This is a genomic window from Aurantimicrobium minutum, assembly GCF_029893825.1.
Lineage (GTDB): Bacteria > Actinomycetota > Actinomycetes > Actinomycetales > Microbacteriaceae > Aurantimicrobium > Aurantimicrobium minutum_C.
The window spans coordinates 1,119,174-1,138,262 of sequence record NZ_JARXXV010000001.1; the positions used below are offsets into that span (position 1 = coordinate 1,119,174).

General features: G+C 55.3%; 20 protein-coding genes. 5 read left to right on the forward strand and 15 right to left on the reverse strand.

Annotation, left to right across the window (positions count from 1 at the left end):
• Nucleotides 1-43: 43 nt before the first annotated feature.
• From M2120_RS05365 to M2120_RS05405, 9 genes are all read right to left on the reverse strand, one after another.
• Nucleotides 44-367: a hypothetical protein gene (locus M2120_RS05365; protein WP_280797686.1), complete on the reverse strand. Its 324-nt coding sequence runs from the start codon at nt 365-367 to the stop codon at nt 44-46.
• A 9-nt stretch (nt 368-376) separates the two neighbouring features.
• Nucleotides 377-1,282 (reverse strand): hypothetical protein, encoded by a 906-nt coding sequence (locus tag M2120_RS05370; protein WP_280797687.1) that lies wholly within the window; start codon nt 1,280-1,282, stop codon nt 377-379.
• A gap of 57 nt (nt 1,283-1,339) precedes the next feature.
• Nucleotides 1,340-2,626: an adenylosuccinate synthase gene (locus tag M2120_RS05375; RefSeq protein WP_280797688.1), complete on the reverse strand. Its 1,287-nt coding sequence runs from the start codon at nt 2,624-2,626 to the stop codon at nt 1,340-1,342.
• 100 nt (nt 2,627-2,726) lie between these two features.
• Nucleotides 2,727-3,347: a class I SAM-dependent methyltransferase gene (locus M2120_RS05380; protein ID WP_280797689.1), complete on the reverse strand. Its 621-nt coding sequence runs from the start codon at nt 3,345-3,347 to the stop codon at nt 2,727-2,729.
• The gene (locus tag M2120_RS05385; protein WP_280797690.1) at nt 3,325-4,581 is read right to left on the reverse strand and encodes an APC family permease; all 1,257 of its coding nucleotides are present in this window, start codon (nt 4,579-4,581) and stop codon (nt 3,325-3,327) included. Before M2120_RS05385 ends, M2120_RS05380 begins: the two co-directional genes overlap by 23 nt.
• A 10-nt stretch (nt 4,582-4,591) precedes the next feature.
• The gene (locus tag M2120_RS05390) at nt 4,592-5,245 is read right to left on the reverse strand and encodes a TrmH family RNA methyltransferase (RefSeq protein WP_432418532.1); all 654 of its coding nucleotides are present in this window, start codon (nt 5,243-5,245) and stop codon (nt 4,592-4,594) included.
• Between the two features lie 2 nt (nt 5,246-5,247).
• Entirely contained in the window at nt 5,248-5,802 is a 555-nt protein-coding gene (pyrE, locus tag M2120_RS05395) for an orotate phosphoribosyltransferase (RefSeq protein ID WP_280797692.1), read from the reverse strand.
• Nucleotides 5,803-5,838: 36 nt separating this feature from the next.
• Nucleotides 5,839-6,759: a DMT family transporter gene (locus M2120_RS05400; RefSeq protein ID WP_280797693.1), complete on the reverse strand. Its 921-nt coding sequence runs from the start codon at nt 6,757-6,759 to the stop codon at nt 5,839-5,841.
• 13 nt (nt 6,760-6,772) lie between these two features.
• Nucleotides 6,773-9,979: an efflux RND transporter permease subunit gene (locus M2120_RS05405; protein WP_280797694.1), complete on the reverse strand. Its 3,207-nt coding sequence runs from the start codon at nt 9,977-9,979 to the stop codon at nt 6,773-6,775.
• A gap of 164 nt (nt 9,980-10,143) precedes the next feature.
• Between M2120_RS05405 and M2120_RS05410 the strand changes: the two genes are divergently transcribed.
• From M2120_RS05410 to M2120_RS05425, 4 genes are all read left to right on the forward strand, one after another.
• Complete coding sequence (locus tag M2120_RS05410) at nt 10,144-12,111, forward strand: APC family permease (RefSeq protein ID WP_280798162.1); 1,968 nt, start codon at nt 10,144-10,146, stop codon at nt 12,109-12,111.
• Complete coding sequence (locus M2120_RS05415) at nt 12,098-12,526, forward strand: fluoride efflux transporter FluC (RefSeq protein ID WP_280797695.1); 429 nt, start codon at nt 12,098-12,100, stop codon at nt 12,524-12,526. The genes M2120_RS05410 and M2120_RS05415 overlap by 14 nt, the downstream gene beginning before the upstream one ends.
• Entirely contained in the window at nt 12,527-12,907 is a 381-nt protein-coding gene (locus M2120_RS05420; RefSeq protein WP_280797696.1) for a fluoride efflux transporter FluC, read from the forward strand.
• Between the two features lie 91 nt (nt 12,908-12,998).
• Entirely contained in the window at nt 12,999-13,193 is a 195-nt protein-coding gene (locus M2120_RS05425) for a DUF3073 domain-containing protein (RefSeq protein WP_280797697.1), read from the forward strand.
• Here the strand turns inward: M2120_RS05425 and M2120_RS05430 are convergent, their stop codons facing one another.
• Together M2120_RS05430 and purM are read right to left on the reverse strand one after the other, a co-directional pair.
• Entirely contained in the window at nt 13,194-13,946 is a 753-nt protein-coding gene (locus M2120_RS05430; RefSeq protein WP_280797698.1) for a sulfite exporter TauE/SafE family protein, read from the reverse strand.
• 9 nt (nt 13,947-13,955) lie between these two features.
• The gene (purM, locus tag M2120_RS05435) at nt 13,956-15,062 is read right to left on the reverse strand and encodes a phosphoribosylformylglycinamidine cyclo-ligase (RefSeq protein WP_280797699.1); all 1,107 of its coding nucleotides are present in this window, start codon (nt 15,060-15,062) and stop codon (nt 13,956-13,958) included.
• A 97-nt stretch (nt 15,063-15,159) separates the two neighbouring features.
• Between purM and purF the strand changes: the two genes are divergently transcribed.
• Nucleotides 15,160-16,617: an amidophosphoribosyltransferase gene (gene purF / locus M2120_RS05440; RefSeq protein ID WP_280797700.1), complete on the forward strand. Its 1,458-nt coding sequence runs from the start codon at nt 15,160-15,162 to the stop codon at nt 16,615-16,617.
• A 12-nt stretch (nt 16,618-16,629) separates the two neighbouring features.
• On the opposite strand, the gene M2120_RS05445 is transcribed toward purF, so the two are convergent.
• From M2120_RS05445 to ubiE, 4 genes are read right to left on the reverse strand one after another with little or no spacing between them, the layout of a single operon-like run.
• Nucleotides 16,630-16,923: a potassium transporter Trk gene (locus tag M2120_RS05445; RefSeq protein ID WP_280797701.1), complete on the reverse strand. Its 294-nt coding sequence runs from the start codon at nt 16,921-16,923 to the stop codon at nt 16,630-16,632.
• A gap of 1 nt (nt 16,924) precedes the next feature.
• Nucleotides 16,925-17,284 (reverse strand): sterol carrier family protein, encoded by a 360-nt coding sequence (locus M2120_RS05450; protein WP_280797702.1) that lies wholly within the window; start codon nt 17,282-17,284, stop codon nt 16,925-16,927.
• 5 nt (nt 17,285-17,289) lie between these two features.
• Nucleotides 17,290-18,339, reverse strand: coding sequence for a polyprenyl synthetase family protein (locus M2120_RS05455; RefSeq protein ID WP_280797703.1), 1,050 nt, complete (start codon nt 18,337-18,339; stop codon nt 17,290-17,292).
• 31 nt (nt 18,340-18,370) lie between these two features.
• Entirely contained in the window at nt 18,371-19,078 is a 708-nt protein-coding gene (gene ubiE, locus M2120_RS05460) for a bifunctional demethylmenaquinone methyltransferase/2-methoxy-6-polyprenyl-1,4-benzoquinol methylase UbiE (protein WP_280797704.1), read from the reverse strand.
• Nucleotides 19,079-19,089: the final 11 nt, after the last annotated feature.

Sequence of the window (19,089 nt, forward strand, 5' to 3'; positions counted from 1 at the left end):
TGCGCAGGTCATTTGGGTATGAATAATTGAGTTATGCCCGCGGTTATCTATGTGCCTCAGACTCTGCGCGCTGGCGCCAGAAATCTAGAGTTCCATCCGAAATGGCCTGCTTCGCTGTGGCCACTTCGGCTGGTGTCACCAGTCCGCTTTCCACTGCAGAGCCAATATCTGCGGTCGAAAGAAGCACTGCGGCCAGAATCACACCTTTGGCGCTGACGTCACTGGGGAGCTTTTTTGTGAGAATGTCGCTGGTGGCTGAAGGTGTAACCGCTGGCTTTGCCTCGGGGACACACGCAGTGAGCCCTGCCGCACATATTGCGGCAAGGCTTAGTACTGCAAGGAAACTCTTCACAACAACAACTCGCACAAATTCAGGCTAGTGGTTGCTCTTGCCCGAATTTCCCTTGCCCTGACTTCCAGGGTTTGATGGCTTACCGGACCCACTTGAGTTCTGACTTCCGCTGACACCGGAGTTGTCGCCGTTAGATACTTCAGGGATGGTGATGGAACCAGAATTAGATGAACCACTCTGACTGTTCTGCTGTTCCTGCTCGGGAAGCGTTGGTGTGTGAGCTCGTCCGCGGACCTCACCGACAACTGAGTTGAGGCGTGCCTGAACCTCGGCATTAGCACCGGGGATCCCCGCAACAACTGCTGCATCAAGCTTTGCTGTTGCACGATTAAGCCGTGCTTCCAGTTCTGCGCGCTGTGCTTCCAACTCTGCTAGCGCGGTAACCTGCTGATCTTCTGGAAGGTCAGCTACTGCGGCGATGGCGGCGTCAAGATTCGTGAGCTCTGCCTGAGCATGTGCAATCTGAAGCTGAAAGCCAAGAGTGCGGGCACAGGTGGAAGTGGACTGGCCGTCAGTGCGACATGCTTCAAAGTCAGAGCGGATTTGTTCGAAGGCAGCAGCCCATGCCGGTGCTTCTTCTTCCCAGACCTCGGTTTGCTCAGTCAAGTTTTCATCAATGAGGTCTGACAGTGCCGGATCCGTTGTTGGATCTGGAGCAGGTGTTGCCTCTGGTGTCGTTTGATCGGCTGCATCAACAATCGCGGGGTCAATGATGCCCTGCTCAACAGCATCAGAAATATCCTGTTGAAGTTCATCGAGAAGCGTGGGGTCTGTTACTTCAGTTCCCAGGCCTTCGAGAGATGAGTTAATGATTGTCTCAGTAGTGGCGTCAGATGTCACTGCTTGAGCGGCACTCACTCCAAACCCAAACACAAGTGCTGGGAGGATGGTGCCAACGGCAAGAACAGATAACAGAGATCGTGACTTCATGTCACAAGTCTGCTCTGTGAAACTGAGCGAAACCTGTGTAAAGAGTGGACTTTTTCTCTAGCCGACGAGGTCGTGCTGCACGATAATCGCATCGCGTGCTGGGCCCACACCAATGGCGGAGAAACGTGCACCACTCATGGCTTCCAGAGCAGTGACATAGTCCTGAGCGTTCTTGGGCAGATCGCTGAAAGTGCGAGCTCCGGTGATGTCCTCATTCCAGCCTGGGAAGTATTCCAGGATGGGCTTGGCGTGGTGGAAGTCACTCTGGTTGACCGGAACCTCATCGTGACGAACACCGTCCACGTCATAGGCAACACAGACAGGAATCTTTTCAAGTCCGGTCAGCACGTCCAACTTGGTGATGACGAAGTCGGTCACACCATTAATGCGAGCGGTGTAGCGAGCAATCGGTGCGTCATACCAACCACAGCGGCGAGGGCGCCCAGTGGTGGTTCCAAACTCAAAGCCCTTGGCGCGGAGGTATTCACCGTCCTCATCGAAAAGCTCCGTGGGGAATGGACCTGCACCCACGCGGGTTGTGTAGGCCTTGATGACCGCAATCACGCGCTCGATCTTGTTAGGACCTATACCCGAACCGGTCGAAGCACCACCTGCGGTGGCATTCGACGAGGTGACGAAAGGATAGGTTCCGTGGTCGATGTCGAGCATGGTTGCCTGACCACCTTCGAACAAGACGACCTTGTCTGCATCGAGTGCCTGGTTGAGCTCCAGTGCGGTGTCGGCAACCATCGGCGCCAGACGCTCACGGTAGGAGAGAAGTTCATCAATCACGGCATCTGCAGAGATGGCACGACGGTTGTAGATCTTGGCAAGCAAGTGATTCTTGATTTCGAGTGCTGCCTCTACCTTTTGACGCAGGATGCCTTCGTCGAAGATGTCTTGGATACGAATACCCACGCGGTTGATCTTGTCGGCATAGGTGGGGCCAATGCCGCGGCCGGTGGTGCCAATCTGGCGCTTACCAAGGAAGCGCTCGGTGACCTTGTCCAGTGTGCGGTGGTAGTCGGTGATGACGTGAGCGTTCGCGCTCACACGCAGCTTGGAAGTGTCGATGCCGCGGGAGTTCAGGGCGTCGAGTTCAGCAAAGAGAACAGAGATATCGATAACCACACCATTAGCAATGACGGGAGTAACACCGGGGGTCAAAATGCCGGAAGGCAGGAGGTGGAGGGCATACTTCTCGTCACCAATAACAACGGTGTGACCGGCATTGTTTCCACCGTTGAACTTCACAACGTAGTCGATGCGCTCGGCGAGAAGGTCGGTAGCTTTACCCTTACCCTCATCGCCCCACTGGGCACCAATCAAGACGATTGCTGGCATGACGATTTCCCCTCGTCTTCAGTACGGCCTGTGCAACTGCGACCTGCCAGTAATTCATTCTACCGGCTAAATAACGCCCATTTCCTGCGGTTACTTCAGGCTAAGTAGTGGCCACAAGCACAACGTCGATGGCCTTGCGCTCGTGTCCACCAGAGATGAAGAAACGATCACGCAACGTCAGGGTGTGCACGGTCAGCCCCAGCGCTTCACACGCTGCACGAAGCTCGTCCTGAGTGGGGTTCAGCTCGGGACTGGGTGGTCCACCAAAGCCATGCTCGAGGTTTTCGCGAGCGTGCCACACACCAAAGAGCGTGCCGCCTGAGCGCAGACTCTGCGCTGCCGTGGTGATCGCGGCAGCGAGGTCTGCGGAAGGAATTTGAAGATAGGCCAACACAGCCAAATCAACAGGCTTAGTCACACAAGATTCAGGGTTGGTCGCGTCAACAGCTGTCCCGGTGCAGAGGTCCGACAGGCCTTCGTGCTCTGCACGCTTGAGAAACTTTTCCACGGCAACGGCAGAGAAGTCAGAGTTCTCCACGCGCCAACCACGGCTGGCAAACCAAAGTGCGTTACGGCCTTCTCCGCCACCGAGGTCCAGCATCTTGCCGGCAGGGAGATCGGAGAGGTATTCGACCACAAACTCGTTGGGTTCTTGAGACCAGACCAGCTCTGCTTCGGCGTAACGTTTGTCCCAGGCCTCAGGTAAGTTTCGAGTGGTCATTCCTGAAGCCTATTCTTTGCATGCGAATAATTCTGAAGGTTACTCCCGCGGCAATGACCACCAAAGCAGAGACGAGTGAAAATATTGGCAAGGTGAAAATCAGTCCTGCACACACGATAGCCCCTAGTGCAGACCACACCCTCGGGTAGCGGCGATGTGACTGATCTTGTCTCAAGGCAGAGATGTTAGTAATGAAGTAATAAAAGAGAACCCCGGCGGAACTAAAACCAACAGCGCTTCGAAGATCTGTGACACTCACGAGCAGGATTGATATCAGACCAACGAACAGTTCTGCACGGTGTGGAACCTGAAATCGTGGATGCGTGGCAGAAAGCCAACTAGGCAAGTCGTTATTTCTCGCCATGGCAAACATAGTTCGACTTATTCCAGCTATCAAAGCCAACAGAGATCCCCCGGTCGCCAATGCTGCAGCGACAACAATGAGGGGGCCCCACGACTCAAACCCCAGAAAGTGCACCGCGTCAAGCAGCGGTTGAGAACTACTGGCTAACCTTTGTGCTCCAAGAATGTGCAACAAACTCCACCCCACCCCGGCATAAATCGCCAGGACAATGACCAGAGAAATCACGATTGCTCGAGGAATAGTTTTCTGAGGTTGCTGAACTTCCTCTCCCAAGGTGGCAAGTCGTGCATATCCAGCGAAGGCGAAGAAAAGCAAACCTGCCGCTTGAAGAATTCCATAGATATCAAATTCCGAGCTGGCCCCTTGGCTTCCTGGGGAGCTCAGAATTCCCACACCGATGAACATCGATAAGACAATGCCGACAGGAATCACAATAAGAATTGCCAGCACAGCTGTGCGAGTTATTCCTCTCAAATTCACAAACGTCAGAAATGCGATTGCAGTGATGGCACCGGGCCTTTGCCACGGCTCAGGAAGAACATAAGCCGCAAAGGTCAACGCAATGGCGGCGGAGCTGGCAAGTTTTCCAATAACAAATGACCAGCCGGCAAGAAAACCCCACCACGGCCCCAGCATTTCTCTGCCGAAGGCATATGTCCCACCTGAGGTAGGAAATTGTGCTGCCAATTGAGCAGAAGATGTGGCGTTCAGCCACGCCACAAGTGCGGCCAATCCTAGAGAAACCAGTAACCAAGATCCAGCTGACTGTGCAGCCGGTGCAAAGGCGGCGAATACGCCAGCCCCGATCATGGAGCCAAGTCCGAGGGCAACGGCTCCGGGGAGTCGAAGTCCTCTGCGCAATTGGCTCATACGTCGGATATTAGCTGGCGGAGGTGTCGGAAAAGTTAACGTGCTGCATGACCCATGAGTGCATCGTCACGGCAGCAGCTGCACTGGCATTAATGGAACGCGTGGAACCAAATTGAGTAATTTCAATCACTGCCTCAGCAGCCAAGATGGCCTCGGGAGAAAGCCCGGGGCCTTCTTGTCCAAACAGGAACAAGCAACGCTCTGGCAGAGCATAGGTTTCGATCTTCACGCAACCAGGGACATTGTCAATGGCGAGGATAGGCATGTTCTCTGCCTTCGCCCACTCGACAAGCTCTGCCACGGTGTCGTGGTGGACAACGTGCTGGTAGCGGTCAGTCACCATTGCTCCACGCTTGTTCCAGCGGCGGCGTCCCACAATGTGGACGGTGTCTGCCCCAAAGGCATTGGCTGAGCGAACGATGGAACCGATGTTCATATCGTGCTGCCAGTTCTCAATGGCGACGTGGAACGGGTGACGCTTCTCATCCAGGTCAGCCACGATGGCTTCCATGGTCCAGTAACGGTAACGGTCAATGACGTTACGAGTGTCGCCCTTTTCTAGAAGCTCCGGGTCAAACCAAGGTTCTTGAGGAAGTTCGCCAACCCATGGGCCAACACCAGAGGTGCTCAGCTCATGCGTCGGAGAATCAGGCAGTTCAGCCACAGTCACTGAGGCTCGAGACCGAGGTCCTCGAGACCAATCGCATAGAAGTAGGGGTAGCCAGCAGTTTCAATACGCTGACGAGCATCGGTTGCACGGTCCACAACCACAGCAACACCGGCAATCTCAGCGCCCACCTTCTCAAGGGCTTCGATAGCCTTCAGCGGTGATCCACCGGTGGTGGAAGTGTCTTCGAGCACAACCACACGCTTGCCGGTGAGGTCAGGTCCTTCGACCTGACGGCCACGGCCGTGGTCCTTAGGCTCCTTGCGCACAACAAAGGCGTCATAGGTCAAACCCTTGGCAGCGCCTTGGTGAAGAACTGCGGTGGCGATGGGGTCAGCACCCATTGTGAGACCACCCACGGCGTCCACATCTGGAATCTGTGCCAGCACGTCCAGCATGACCTGACCGATCAGTGGGGCAACGCGGTGGTCGAGAGAGATCTTGCGCATGTCCACGTAATACGTGGCCTTCTTACCGCTGGTCAGAGTGAAGTCGCCGTGAAAGACGGCTTCTTCTTTAATGAAGTTGATCAGCTGTTCGCGTGCAGAAGTCATGGCTTCAGTTTATCGAAGTGCTGAAGGCAGGAATTCCTAGTGAGCCAGTGGCTCGAGCGGAACGATGTCTTCATCTTCTTCACCGGGAGTTCCGGCAATGTGTTCCTTCTTACCCTTGGTGGGCCACTCCACAATCACCATGGCGCAGACCATAAATGCGCCACCAATAATGGTCTTCAGCGCGAGAGTTTCTTGGCCCACTGCGACGGAGACCACGGCCGTGAAGATCACCTCAAGGGTCAAGATGATGGCCACGCGTGCAGGTTCCATTTGTGCCTGCGCCCAGGTCTGCACAAAGAAGCCGATCACGGTGGCAAAGATTGCCGTGAAGAGGACAGCGAGCCAGACATCCACGGTGGGAGGACCTTGATAGCCATCTGGTAGTGCACCAATCCAGCACACCACCGCAACGAAAAGAAGCTGAACGAAGGTCAGCGCATAGGAATCAAGTCCGGAGCTGAAACGTCCCAGACCCACGATGTGCAGGGCATACAGCACAGCACACACAATTCCCCAGATCTGACCAACCTCAATCGAGACGCCCGTGATGGAAATCAAACCCAAACCAATCAGCGCCAAAATGGCACCGATAGCCACCTTCACCCCAACCTTGCGGCGGAAGATCAACCAGCCCAACACCGGCGTGAGCACCACATAGGTTCCGGTGAGGAATCCAGTAATTGCCGCAGTCGTCATTTCTAATGCAATGGTTTGCGTGATGTAGGCAAGTCCGAGCAAGACACCCAGCACGGCTCCCACGGCCAACATCTTGCCCTTGAGGGCAAGGACCACCTTGGGTTTGATCAGCAACATAATTGCTGCTGCAATCGTGAAGCGAATAGCAAGGAAGTCAAAGAAGGGCTGTTGCTCAATTGCCGGCTTCATCACGACAAAGGCAACGCCCCACATTGCGGCCACTGAAACCAGTGACCACAATGCGAGGCGGGATGTCTTCATCCCTCCAGCCTAGCTAGGCAGAAGGAGTGCGGCGACGGATAGGAGTGTCGTCGTCACCGTCGTCATCAATCACGAGGGTGTCGAAAACTGGTTCCTTGGTCACAACTTCTGAAGCAGTGGTGCCAGCCTTCGCTGCCTTCTTCGCTTCACGCTTTTGTTTGCGCTTTTCGCGACCACCTTCAACCAGGTTGTAGATGGTGGGCAGCACAACCAGAGTGAGCAGTGTGGAGGAGATCAAACCACCAATCACGACGATGGCCAGCGGCTGAGAGATAAACCCACCAGAACCTGTGATGCCGACAGCCATTGGAATCAAAGCAAAGATGGTCGCCAGTGCTGTCATCAAGATGGGGCGCAGACGACGCGAAGCACCCTCAATGAGTGCCTGCGTAACGGCAAGACCCTTAGCGCGGTACTGGTTGACCAAGTCAATCAGTACGATGGCGTTCGTCACGACGATACCGACCAACATCAACAGACCGATGAAGGAAGGAACACCGAGTGGAACACCGGTGATGACCTGCAGGCCAATCGCACCGGTTGCGGCAAATGGTACCGAGATGAGCAACAGCAAGGGCTGGAGCAGCGAACCGAAGGTTGCCACCATGATGATGTACACCACGAGGATGGCAACAAGAAGAGCAATACCCAGCGAGCTGAAGGCAGCTGCCTGGTCAGCGCTCACGCCACCAATCTTGGCCGAAGCACCTGCAGGAAGGTTGATGTCCTTGAGCGCCTTGGTCACTGCAGCAGTTGCTGTTCCGAGGTCAGCACTGTTGGGAGTTACAGTCACAGTCGCACTGCGCTGACCCTTCACGGTGGTGACCGTGGCAGGGCCATCCTTGACCGAGACGCTGGCCAAGGTCTCCAGTGCAACTGGTCCCTTGTTTGTGGGAATACTCAGTGCAGCAATCTCTGCTTCAGTGGTGGGTGGATCGTTAGATGCGATGTAGATATCCAGGGTGGTTCCCTGAATCGCAACCGTGCCGATAGTGGTCGGACGCATGGCCTGGGCAACATAACCTGCGAGCGCAACCTCAGAGAAACCTGCAGCGGCAGCATCTGAGCGGTTGACGGTAATCGCAACATAGGGGCGAGCCTCAGTGAGGTTGCTGGTGACCTGCTTGACCGCAGGAAGGTTACGCATGGTCTTATCAACCTGGGCTGCCGCCTTATCTAGTGCTGCCTGGTTGGGCGCAGTGATGTCAATGGCGATGTCACTGGATGCACCGAAACCACTGGAAGCACCAACCGTAATGGTGTCCTTAGGGGCAACCTTCTCAGCTGCGACGCGAGCTGCGTCTTGGATCTTCTGTTGGTCGCCGCCTTCTTTGGTGGTGACCGAATAGGTGATCGCGGTATCGCCACCACCGACGAAGGCATCGCGCAGAGCATTACCGGAGGAACCGATGGAGACCTGAACAATCTCCACACCTTCGGTGTCAAGCAAGGCACCTTCAATGTCGGTAGCCATGACGTCTTGGGCTTCCAGGCTGGTGCCGGGCTTGATCGCCTCGGTCACGGTGAAGGTGTTCTGGCCGGAGGATCCCAAGAAGTTGGTCTTCATCAGGGGCAGGATTGCTCCGGTGCCAACAAGAACCAGCACCGCCAGAATGATGGTGGTGACGCTGTGCTTGAGAGTCCAGTTGATAACTGGCAGGTAGCCCTTCTGCAGGAAGCCTGCCTTTTCTTCACCAGCTAGTTCAGCAGCCTTAGCCTTGGCAGCGTTCTTGCCTGTTTCCGAGGGAGCGCGCAGGAACCAGTAGGCCAGCACGGGAACGATGGTGAGCGAGACCAGCAGTGACGCAACAAGTGCGATGGTGACGGTCAGGGCGAAGGGACGGAACAGTTCACCGGTGATGTCACCGACGAAAGCCAAAGGCAAGAACACGGCAACAGTGGTTGCTGTAGAAGCAGTAATTGCTCCGGCAACCTCGCGGACAGCATCCACGATGGTCTTCGCACGATCAACACCAGGCACCAAGCGACGCTTGATGTTCTCAATGACCACGATGGAGTCATCAACCACACGACCAATAGCGATGGTCAATGCACCGAGGGTCAAAATGTTGAGGGTGTAGTTCGCGGCTTGCAAACCGATGAATGTAATCAGCACCGAGGTGGGGATGGAGATAGCGGTCACCAGGGTGGATCGAATCGACATCAGGAAGATGAGGATAATGATTACCGCGAAGAGGAGACCGAGCAGTCCTTCAGTGGTGAGCGACTCAATCGACTTCTGAATGTAGGGAGCCTGATCGAAGACGGTAGTGAAGACTGCATTGTTACCCACACTTTTTTCGAGAGTAGGAATGACCTTCGTTACTGCCTTGGACACGTCAACCGTGTTGGCGCCAGGAAGCTTGGTCACTGCAATGGTGAGCGCTGCTTTTCCGTTCACGCGAGAAAGCGTGGTGACAGGTGCATCGGTCAAGGCAACGGTGGACACATCACCGATGGTGACGACACCAGGACCTGTTGCCCCCACGATGGGCAGTGCAGCAATCGCATCAACCGAGTTGATACGTTCACCAATCTGAACCGAAAGGGTCTGGTCGTTCTCAGTGATTTCACCGGCAGGAATCAGGAGGCCATTGGCATCCAGAGTGTCCTTGAGTGCGGCAGAGGTGAGTCCTTGTGCAAAAAGTGCCTGCTGGTTGGGTTCGATGGTGACGCGCTTCTCAGGAGCACCCAACAAGATAGCGTCACGAACACCAGTGACATCCTTGATGTCAGCCAGAGTAGATCCGCGCAGAATATCTGCAAGTTCAAGAGTGTTCAGATCACTAGAGACGGCAATCTGCATCACGGGGAAGTCACTGAATGATCCGGAAATGACCTGGGGGTCAACATCAGATGGAAGCTGCGACTTAATGCGGTTGATGGCCTGGTTAATTTTCTGTTCAGAAATGATCAGGTCGGTGCCATAGGTAAAGGACACCGAGATCAGGCTCAAGTTGGTGCTTGAGGTTGCTGTTGTGTTTTCGATGCCCGGAACACCTTGGATAGCTGTTTCGATGGGGCCAGAGACGTCCTGGTTCACTACCTCAGGCGCTGCACCGGGGTACACCGTGAGCACAGCAAGCTGAGGGAACTGCACGCTGGGAGCCAGTTCCTGCTTGAGATTGGTCAATGCAAGGCCACCAAAGATGGCGACAACAATGGTTACCAGCGCAATCAGGGCGCGGTTTTTCATACTGGCTTTAGCTAAGAAATACACAAACCACAGTCTGACAGTTCTTTTTAACGAACTGTTGTGAGTTCTCTGACGGGTGAATCGGCGTAAAGTTACTGTTCGTGAGTCCTGAAGACACCGGAACTGGTTCCATTCCTGAATCAAAGTCACCTAAGCGCTGGATTATTGGTGACCCACTCCCGACAGCCATGCTTGAAGGTGAGTTGCTGAAGAAGCGCATCGCCCTTCCGATCTTCGCCAGTGACCCACTTTCCTCGGTTGCCTATGCACCGCAAGAACTTCTCATGATTCTGCTCATCGGTGGATTAGCTTTCTTGAGCTTTGCTCCGTGGATTGCAGCTGCCGTGATTTTGCTGATGGTCGTGGTGATTGCCAGCTACCGCCAGCTGATCAAGGCATACCCTTCCGGTGGTGGTGACTACGAAGTTGCTCACAAGAACCTGGGAGAAAAAGCCGGTGTCGTCGTTGCCTCGGCGCTGCTGGTTGACTACGTCATGACCGTGGCAGTGTCTGTTGCTTCTGGTGTGGACAACATCATCTCTGCCATCCCCGAGCTCGCACCAGAACGCGTGTTGATCGCTCTGGTGTGCGTCGTCATTCTTGCTGCGATCAACCTGCGCGGTGTTCGAGAGTCTGGCAAGGCATTCGCCATCCCCACCTACTTCTTTGTTTCCAGCGTTTTCATCATGATTGTGGTTGGTCTCGTTCGCACCGCTATGGGTGATGCGCCTATCGCAGAATCCTCCCAGTACATGGTCGAAGGTGAGAGCGTTGCTCAAGCTGCGTTGATTCTGTTGCTGCTTCGTTCCTTCGCCAGTGGTTGTGCTGCACTGACCGGTGTGGAAGCAATCGCGAACGGTGTGCCCGCATTCCGCGTGCCCAAGATTAAGAACGCGCAGACCACCCTGCTGATGATGGGTGCCATCGCAATCACCTTGTTCGCCGGCTTGATTGCCCTGTCTTTTATTTCAGGCGTGCACTACGCAGAAAATGCTTGCCAACTTATTGGCTACGCCAACTGTGAGACGGTGCCGCAGCGCTCACTGATTGCTCAGATTGCTGCTGCCACTTTTGGTAACAACACCATCTTCTTCTACGCCATTCAGGCAGGTACTGCGCTGGTTCTTTTGCTGGCAGCTAACACTGCATTCAATGGCTTCCCACTCTTGGGTTCTGTTCTTGCCCACGATGGCTATGCACCTAAGGCACTTGAAACCCGCGGTGACCGCTTGATCTACTCCAACGGTGTGATTGCCCTAGGCCTAGCCGCCGCCATCATCATCGCGGTGTTCCGAGCTGACCTGACACAACTTATTCAGCTCTACATCATCGGTGTATTCGTCTCCTTCACCCTGGGTCAAACCGGCATGGTGGTGCACTGGACCAAGCTACTTAAGACAAACCCTGACAACCGAGGCAGCATCATACGTTCGCGTCTGATCAATGTGACAGGTGCCACTTTCACCGCCATCGTGTTGATTATCGTGACCATCACCAAGTTCTCTCACGGTGCCTGGATTGTCTTTGTCGCAATGCCCATTCTCTACACCCTGATGATTGGTGTGAACCGCTACTACCGCGACGTTGAGGCAGAAGTTGCCGTAGATGCAGACACCACCTTTGGCGCCAAGGGCGACCACGCCATCGTGCTCGTGGGCAAGATGCAAAAGCCCATCCTCAAAGCCATCGACTACGCCATCGCTGCTCGACACGATTCCATCGAGGCGGTGCACGTGTCCATTAACGAAGTCTCCACAGCCAAGCTGGAACTCGACTGGATTCGTCAAAACATTCACTTGCCCCTGCGCATCATTAGCTCGCCTTATCGCGATCTGAGCTGGCCACTGATTCAGCACATCCGTGAACACCGTGCTGCGCACGGTTCCGAGATTGTGACCGTATATCTTCCCCAATACATCGTGGGTCACTGGTGGGAGCACGCTCTTCACAACCACAAGGCACGTCGCCTCAAGATGAAGCTCATGCTTGAACACGGTGTTGCTATTGCTCTCGTGCCCTGGCTGCTCGACTCGACTGACCTGATATATGGTCGTCGTTCACGTCCGGTTCCTGGGCAGGACCGTCGTGGTGAACCGGTGCGTCCACTCGCGCGCAAACCCATGACTCCTGCAAAGCGTGCAGATGACGAGAAGTAAGAAGTTAGCTTCGGCGAGGAAAGACATCCTCGCAGTTGCAATTGGTGGTGCCCTAGGCACCGCCTTGCGCATACTTCTCGACATCTTGTTGAGCTTGGTGTTCTTCACCATGTCGCTGGTGAGCATCATGACCATTAACGCCATCGGTGCTTTACTGCTCGGTTTCCTTGTTGCCGGTATCTGGACCAGGAAATCCACACCACAGTGGATGAAGCTCGCGGTTGGCCCAGGTGTGCTGGGCGGTTTCACGACCTTCTCTGGTGTGATGCTGCAAGCACTGTTGGTTCAAAACCCGTGGGCAACTGCTGGCTATCTCGCCCTTTCTATCGGAACAAGTCTTTTTGCTGCGTTGCTCGGCTTCTGGCTGGGAACACCGTTCGCTTGGAAGAGGGCAACCCGAAAGGTGGCGAAGTAAATGAACTTCATTTCCCTCATCCTCGCCATCATTGCTGGCGGTATTGGCGCCGCTCTGCGCTATGGCACCACGGTGATCTTTCCAGCAAAGAAGGATGGCTTCCCGCTGGCTATCCTGGTCGTGAACTTGGTGGGTTCGATGCTGGTTGGATTGTTCACTGCCCTTTTAGCCAATGCGATCCTTTCCCCTGAGGTGGGCTTTGTTCTCGTTGCCGGGTTCTGTGGTGGCTTCACCACCATGAGCACCTTCGCCGTGGACTCGATTGAGAGATTGCGCTCTGGTCACTGGATGCTTGCCGGGCTCAACATTGTGGGCAGCACTGCACTCGGACTTCTGGCCGTGAGCGGCGGATACCTCCTTGGCGGCGGTCCGCTCAGTTAAACACTGAAATCCCAGTGTTAGACTTACGTTTAGATTTTTCCTAATGGTCATCCGGTGAATTTTTCCCGGTTAGCAAGGTAAGGGGTCTCGCATGGGGCGTGGCCGTCAAAAAGCGAAGCACACTAAAGTTGCGCGCGAGCTGAAGTACTTCAGCCCAGACACTGACCTTTCGGCACTCGAAAAAGAGATCGGTCATGTTTCTGAAAGCGACGAGTATGTCGATAAGTGGGCTGACCTTTACCCAGACGACGAAGACGAAGAAAGCGAAGCTGCCGCTTCCGCCTAACTACTTCCTGTTCAGTCTGCGCACTGAGCTCTGAATAGCAACACCCAGCAGCAGTAATCCAAACAGCTGTGCTGAAAGTTGTGCGGGCAACAAGAATGCCAACGCAACTCCGCCGAACGATGCTGCCACGGCAGCTAGTCCGACAATCGCGCCTTCTTTGAGAACAACCAACCCCGCGCGTAGATTCGGGATAGTGCCCGAGATCGCGGTGGGCACCATCGCCAGTAGAGATGTTCCCTTGGCCAACAATGGCGCCAGGCCAAAGACTGACATGAAGACCGGGACCGCAATAACTCCGCCGCCAATGCCCAGCATGCCTGAGGCAACACCCATGAGCAGCCCCAAACCAATCAACCCTGCGCCTGAAACAAACGTCAGCTCGAAAGCACCGTGAGATACCTCAGTGATGAAAATCAATCGGATAGCTTCAATCACCATCATGGTGATGAACGTCCAGTGCACAACCGCAATGGGGAGCACCCGCAATAACTTCGAGCCCAGTGGAGCACCCACGATGGCACCGAGAGAAACAAAGACAGCAACCAGCACGTCCACCTGGTGATTGGCGGCATAGGTTAATGCGCCAACAAAGGATGTGGGAACAATGGCAAGCAGTGATGTGGCAGAAGCTCGACGCTGATCGAACTTTGCCCACATCATCAACAGCGGCACCATGATGATGCCACCGCCGACACCGAAGAAACCGGAGAGGAATCCTCCCACCACACCTGTGATGAGCAGAGGAAGAATCATGTGTGTGAACTAGTTGGCGTAGTTTCCAACTAGGCGCACAGCACCACCGTTGACACCCTTAGCGCCCTGCTCGAAACCGGTGAAGTCACGCTCTGAAGTTGAGACCATGCCAACAACCCATGAAGGAATACCGAGCGAGGAAAGCTTGCTGGTCACAGCAGAAGCAGAACCTGCACTCACCACGGCAAACATGCCGATGCCGAGGTTCCAGGTTCCTTCAGTGCTTTCGAGAGATTCGCCCGAGAGTGAAGTGAGGACACGGAACACATTGGAGGGAGACCAGGTCGAGCGATCCACTTCAACCCATGAACCCACCGGGAGAACGCGAGCCAAGTTGGCTGCAATTCCACCACCGGTGACGTGGCTGAGGGCGTGAACACTGCCGGCAAGTGCGGGGTCTGCGAGAACCTCAACGAGTGGGCCGGTGTAGAGACGAGTGGGCTCGAGCAGAACCTCACCAACAACCCCGCCAAAGTCTGCGGAAGTGTCTGAGTATGCCAACTTGTTCTCGGCCAGGATGTGGCGAACAAGGGAGTAACCGTTGGAGTGGAGTCCGGAGGATTCCATGGCGATAACGACATCGCCGTTGACCACGCGCTCAGCGCCGAGAGCATCAGCTGCTTCAACAACACCAACCGCGGCACCGGCCACATCGTAGTCATCCACGCCAAGCAGGCCTGGGTGCTCTGCCGTCTCGCCACCAACAAGTGCAGTACCGGTTGCTGAGCAGGCATCTGCGATGCCTTTGACGATGGCAGCAATGCGGTCAGGGAAGACCTTGCCGCAGGCAATGTAGTCGGTCATAAACAGTGGACGTGCGCCACAGACGATGATGTCGTCTACAACCATGCCGACCAGGTCCTGGCCAATGGTGTCGTGCTTGTCGAGTGCTTGCGCAATCGCAACCTTGGTTCCCACACCATCGGTGCTGGTTGCCAGCAGTGGACGATCAAAAGTTTTGAGGAATGAGACGTCAAAAAGTCCCGCGAAACCACCTACGCCACCGAGGACTTCGGGCCCATGAGTGGCCTTAACGGAGGCCTTCATGAGTTCAACGGCAAGGTCTCCGGCTGCGGTGTCGACACCTGCACGTGCGTAGGAAGAATTCTGGCTCACAGCATCAAGTCTATCCTCAGGAAAGATGTGCCAGACTTGACTAGGAACTCGCCAGAGCTCCTTTACGCACCTCGAGTTTCAGGAGCTCCCACCGCATATGTGTGGCATCGTCGGAATCGTCTCTACTGAGCCGGTCAATCAGCAAATCTACGACGCACTGTTGCTTCTGCAGCACCGCGGTCAGGACTCCACAGGCATCGCTACTGCAGATGGTTCACACCTGCACATGCACAAGACCAAGGGTCAGGTTCGTGAAGGATTCCGCACCCGCGACATGCGTAACCTGGTTGGAAACGTCGGCCTGGGCCACGTTCGCTACGCCACAGCTGGTGCCGCATCGAACGAAGAGGAAGCTCAGCCCTTCTACGTCAATGCTCCCTATGGCATCATCTTGGTTCACAACGGTAACCTCACCAACACTCGTGAACTCACCAATGACCTCTTCCGTGTTGACCGTCGTCACGTCAACACTTCCAGCGACACTGAACTTCTGCTCAACGTTCTGGCAACCGAATTGCAAGGAACCGTTTCTGGTACCGAGCTGGGCCCTGAGCATGTTTTCACTGCGGTAGAAAACCTTCACAAGCGCGTGGAGGGCTCCTACGCCGCCATCGCCATCATTGCCGGCCATGGCCTGCTCGCCTTCCGCGACCCCTTCGGCATTCGCCCCCTGATCTTGGGCAAGCGCCCTACCGAAAACGGTAAGACCGATTACGTCGTTGCCTCAGAATCTCTGGTTCTGGAATCCGGAGGCTACGAAATTGTTCGAGATGTCGAACCCGGCGAAGCTGTATTCATCACTAAAGACGGTGAACTCTTCTCTCGCCAATGCGCAGAGAACCCCATTTTGCGTCCCTGCTCGTTTGAGTATGTCTACCTTGCACGTCCTGACTCGGTCATGAACGGCATCTCGGTTTATGAAACTCGTCTGCGCATGGGTGACCGCCTGGCTGCCACTGTTGCGCAGTATGCGCCACTGGGTGACATCGATGTTGTGATGCCCATCCCCGACTCGTCACGACCTTCTGCCATGCAGGTGGCACGCAAGCTGGGCGTGGAATACCGCGAAGGTTTCTTCAAGAACCGCTACGTCGGTCGCACCTTCATCATGCCTGGCCAAGCACAGCGCAAGCGTTCAGTGCGCCAAAAGCTCAACGCCATGTCCGCAGAGTTCAAGGGCAAGAACGTGCTCATCGTGGATGACTCGATTGTGCGCGGAACAACCTCACGCGAAATTGTGGAGATGGCCCGTGCAGCTGGTGCAAACAAGGTGACCTTCACCTCTGCAGCTCCACCGGTTCGTTACCCCCACGTATATGGCATCAACATGCCTTCGCGTCAGGAGCTCATCGCTCACGGTCGCAAGATTCCAGAGATTGCTCAGGAGCTTGGTGCAGACCACCTGATCTACCAAGAGGTTGCCGATATGGAAGCAGCCATCATGGAGGGCAGTAACCTGACCGCTCTCGACGTGAGCTGCTTCACCGGTGAATACGTCACCGGAACCATCACTCCTGAATACCTGGAGTGGGTCGAGCGTAATCAGCTCAGCTAGTTCTGTAAAGAACTACTTCTTCGTCACTTCGATGTGCTCGGCAGTTGCCTGAGTCACATGGCGTGAGTAGTAGCGGTCAGCGATGAGCGCAAAGACCAGCCCGAGCGTTCCACCGAGGGTTCCGGTGATCAGCAGCATGAAGCCAAAGATCTGGGTGAGAGTGAACTCACTGTCATTGGGCAGCGAGAAGGTCAGAATCAACGCGGCAACAATGCCAAGAATGATTCCGGCAATCATGAATGCCAAGAACTTGGGTGAACGGCGAACCGTGACCTGCTCTGTGGTGATGCTTTCTTTTTCGCTCATGTCACCATTGTGCCAGTGGTAGCTGGGAGCTCAGATCACTGCGCACACCAGAGGCACTGATTTTTCCTGCGTCATAGGCTTCTGCCCAGCTCACCATGCCGGTAGCCAGCGCAATCCAGGTCAGTGAATCCATCTCCACCACATTCGGGGGTGTTCCCCGAGTATGTTCTGGACCTTCCACGCACTGGATTGCTCCAAAAGGTGGAACTCTAAGCTCCACGGTGTGCCCTGGTGCTGCATCGCTCATCATCTGAAGCAAATACCGCACCGCACCTGCCACATCGTTTCGTTCGGTGGAGCCGGCCTGCACCGCAACAACGGCCGCGTGGCCCTCAACAGGATCAACCCGAGGTTTTGCCATGGTGCTTATGCCGAGCGAGATACGACGTGCTCTGCAAAAGCAGACAGTGCCTGCTTCACTGGACCTGAGGGAAGAACCTCCAGTGCAGCAACAGCTTCTGAAGCCCAGCGTCGTGCTTCTTCACGAGTGGCCTGAGTGACAGGGTGTGCATAGAGCTCAGCAATAGCTAGTTCTAGGTCGGCATCTGCTTCGGCAGAATCAACATCGGCATCATCGCGAATACGGGCAAGCAGTGTTGCTGCCTCTGGGTCAGTTGCCGCCTGCTGTTCCAGCAGAAGTGTGGGCAGTGTGGGAACACCTGCACGCAGGTCTGTTCCTGCCTTCTTGCCAGTGTCACCCGAGTCTGGTGAGAGGTCTAGAACATCATCAGCGAGCTGGAACGCAACACCGATCTTGTCCCCGAACTCGACCATGGCGTCTTCGTATTCCAATGGAGCGCCCGAGTAAACAATGCCGCAGCGTGCTGCTGCAGAAATCAATGAGCCGGTCTTGTCTGCCAAGACCTGGATGTAGTGGGAGATGGGATCTTCATCCGGGCGAGGGCCGATAGTCTCGTGCAGCTGCCCGAGGCACAGGCGCTCGAAAGTTTCAGACTGGAGCAGCATTGCCTTCTCGCCCAGACGGGTCATCAGGGTGCTTGCTCTGGAGAACAACAGGTCACCGGTCAGGATTGCTACCGAGTTTCCCCACACCTCGTGAGCGCTGGGAACACCACGGCGAAGCGGAGCTTCGTCCATCACGTCATCGTGATAGAGCGAAGCCAGGTGGGTAATTTCGATGGCTTGTGCTGCGGTGACAACCTCAGGAGTTGCACCATTACCCAGCTGTGCAGTGAGCAAAGTCAGCATGGGGCGCACGCGCTTACCACCCGCACCGAAGAGGTAGCGGCCGGAGACATCAGCCAGGGCATCAGCGAAGTGAAGCTCTTTACTCAAGCCGTCTTCGATGGTGGCGACACCGGCATCAATGACGTCTGCCAGCTGCTTTGTCTCGGGCGAAGCAAACAGGCGCTGGCGCAGAGAAAGACGACCGGTGACTCCGGCTACTCCGCTCACGCTTGCATTCACCCGTTTAGCCTAGTCCTGCTTACTCGACTGGCTTAATGCCGCGGTGCAGGGCAACCACGCCTGCGGTGAGGTTGCGATACGCCACGTTCATAAAGCCAGCTTCACGAATCCACGTTGCGAGAGTTGCTTGGTTGGGCCAGTCCGCAATCGAGTCTGCGAGATAGGTATACGCCTCGGTGTTTGTGGACGAAAACTTCGCTACAACAGGCATCACCTTACGCAGGTAGAAGTTGTAGCCGGCGCGAATAGGTGCAACCGGTGGAGTCGAGAACTCGCAGATCACTATTCGACCACCAGGTTTGGTCACGCGGTAAAGCTCAGCAAGTGCCCTCTTGGGCTCAACAACATTCCGAAGACCGAAAGACATGGTCACTGCATCAAAGCTGTTGTCTGCAAAGGGAAGCTTGGTTGCGTCAGCTTCAACAAACTCCAGCAAAGGATTTTGGCCATGCTTTTTTCGACCAACCTCGAGCATGCCGGGTGAGAAGTCGGCAGCTACGACATGCGCACCGGACTTCGCCAATGCGACTGAACTTGTGCCCGTGCCGGCAGCAAGGTCCAACACTCGCTCGTCTGCTTGAGGGTTCACTGCACGGGTCGTGGCAATACGCCACAACACGGCATTACCGGCAGAGAGCAGGTTGTTGGTGACGTCATAACCGGCAGCAACGTCGTCAAACATTGCCGAAACGGCTTCGGGCTTCTTAGACAGGTCAGCGGTAGTCACAAGAGAAGTCT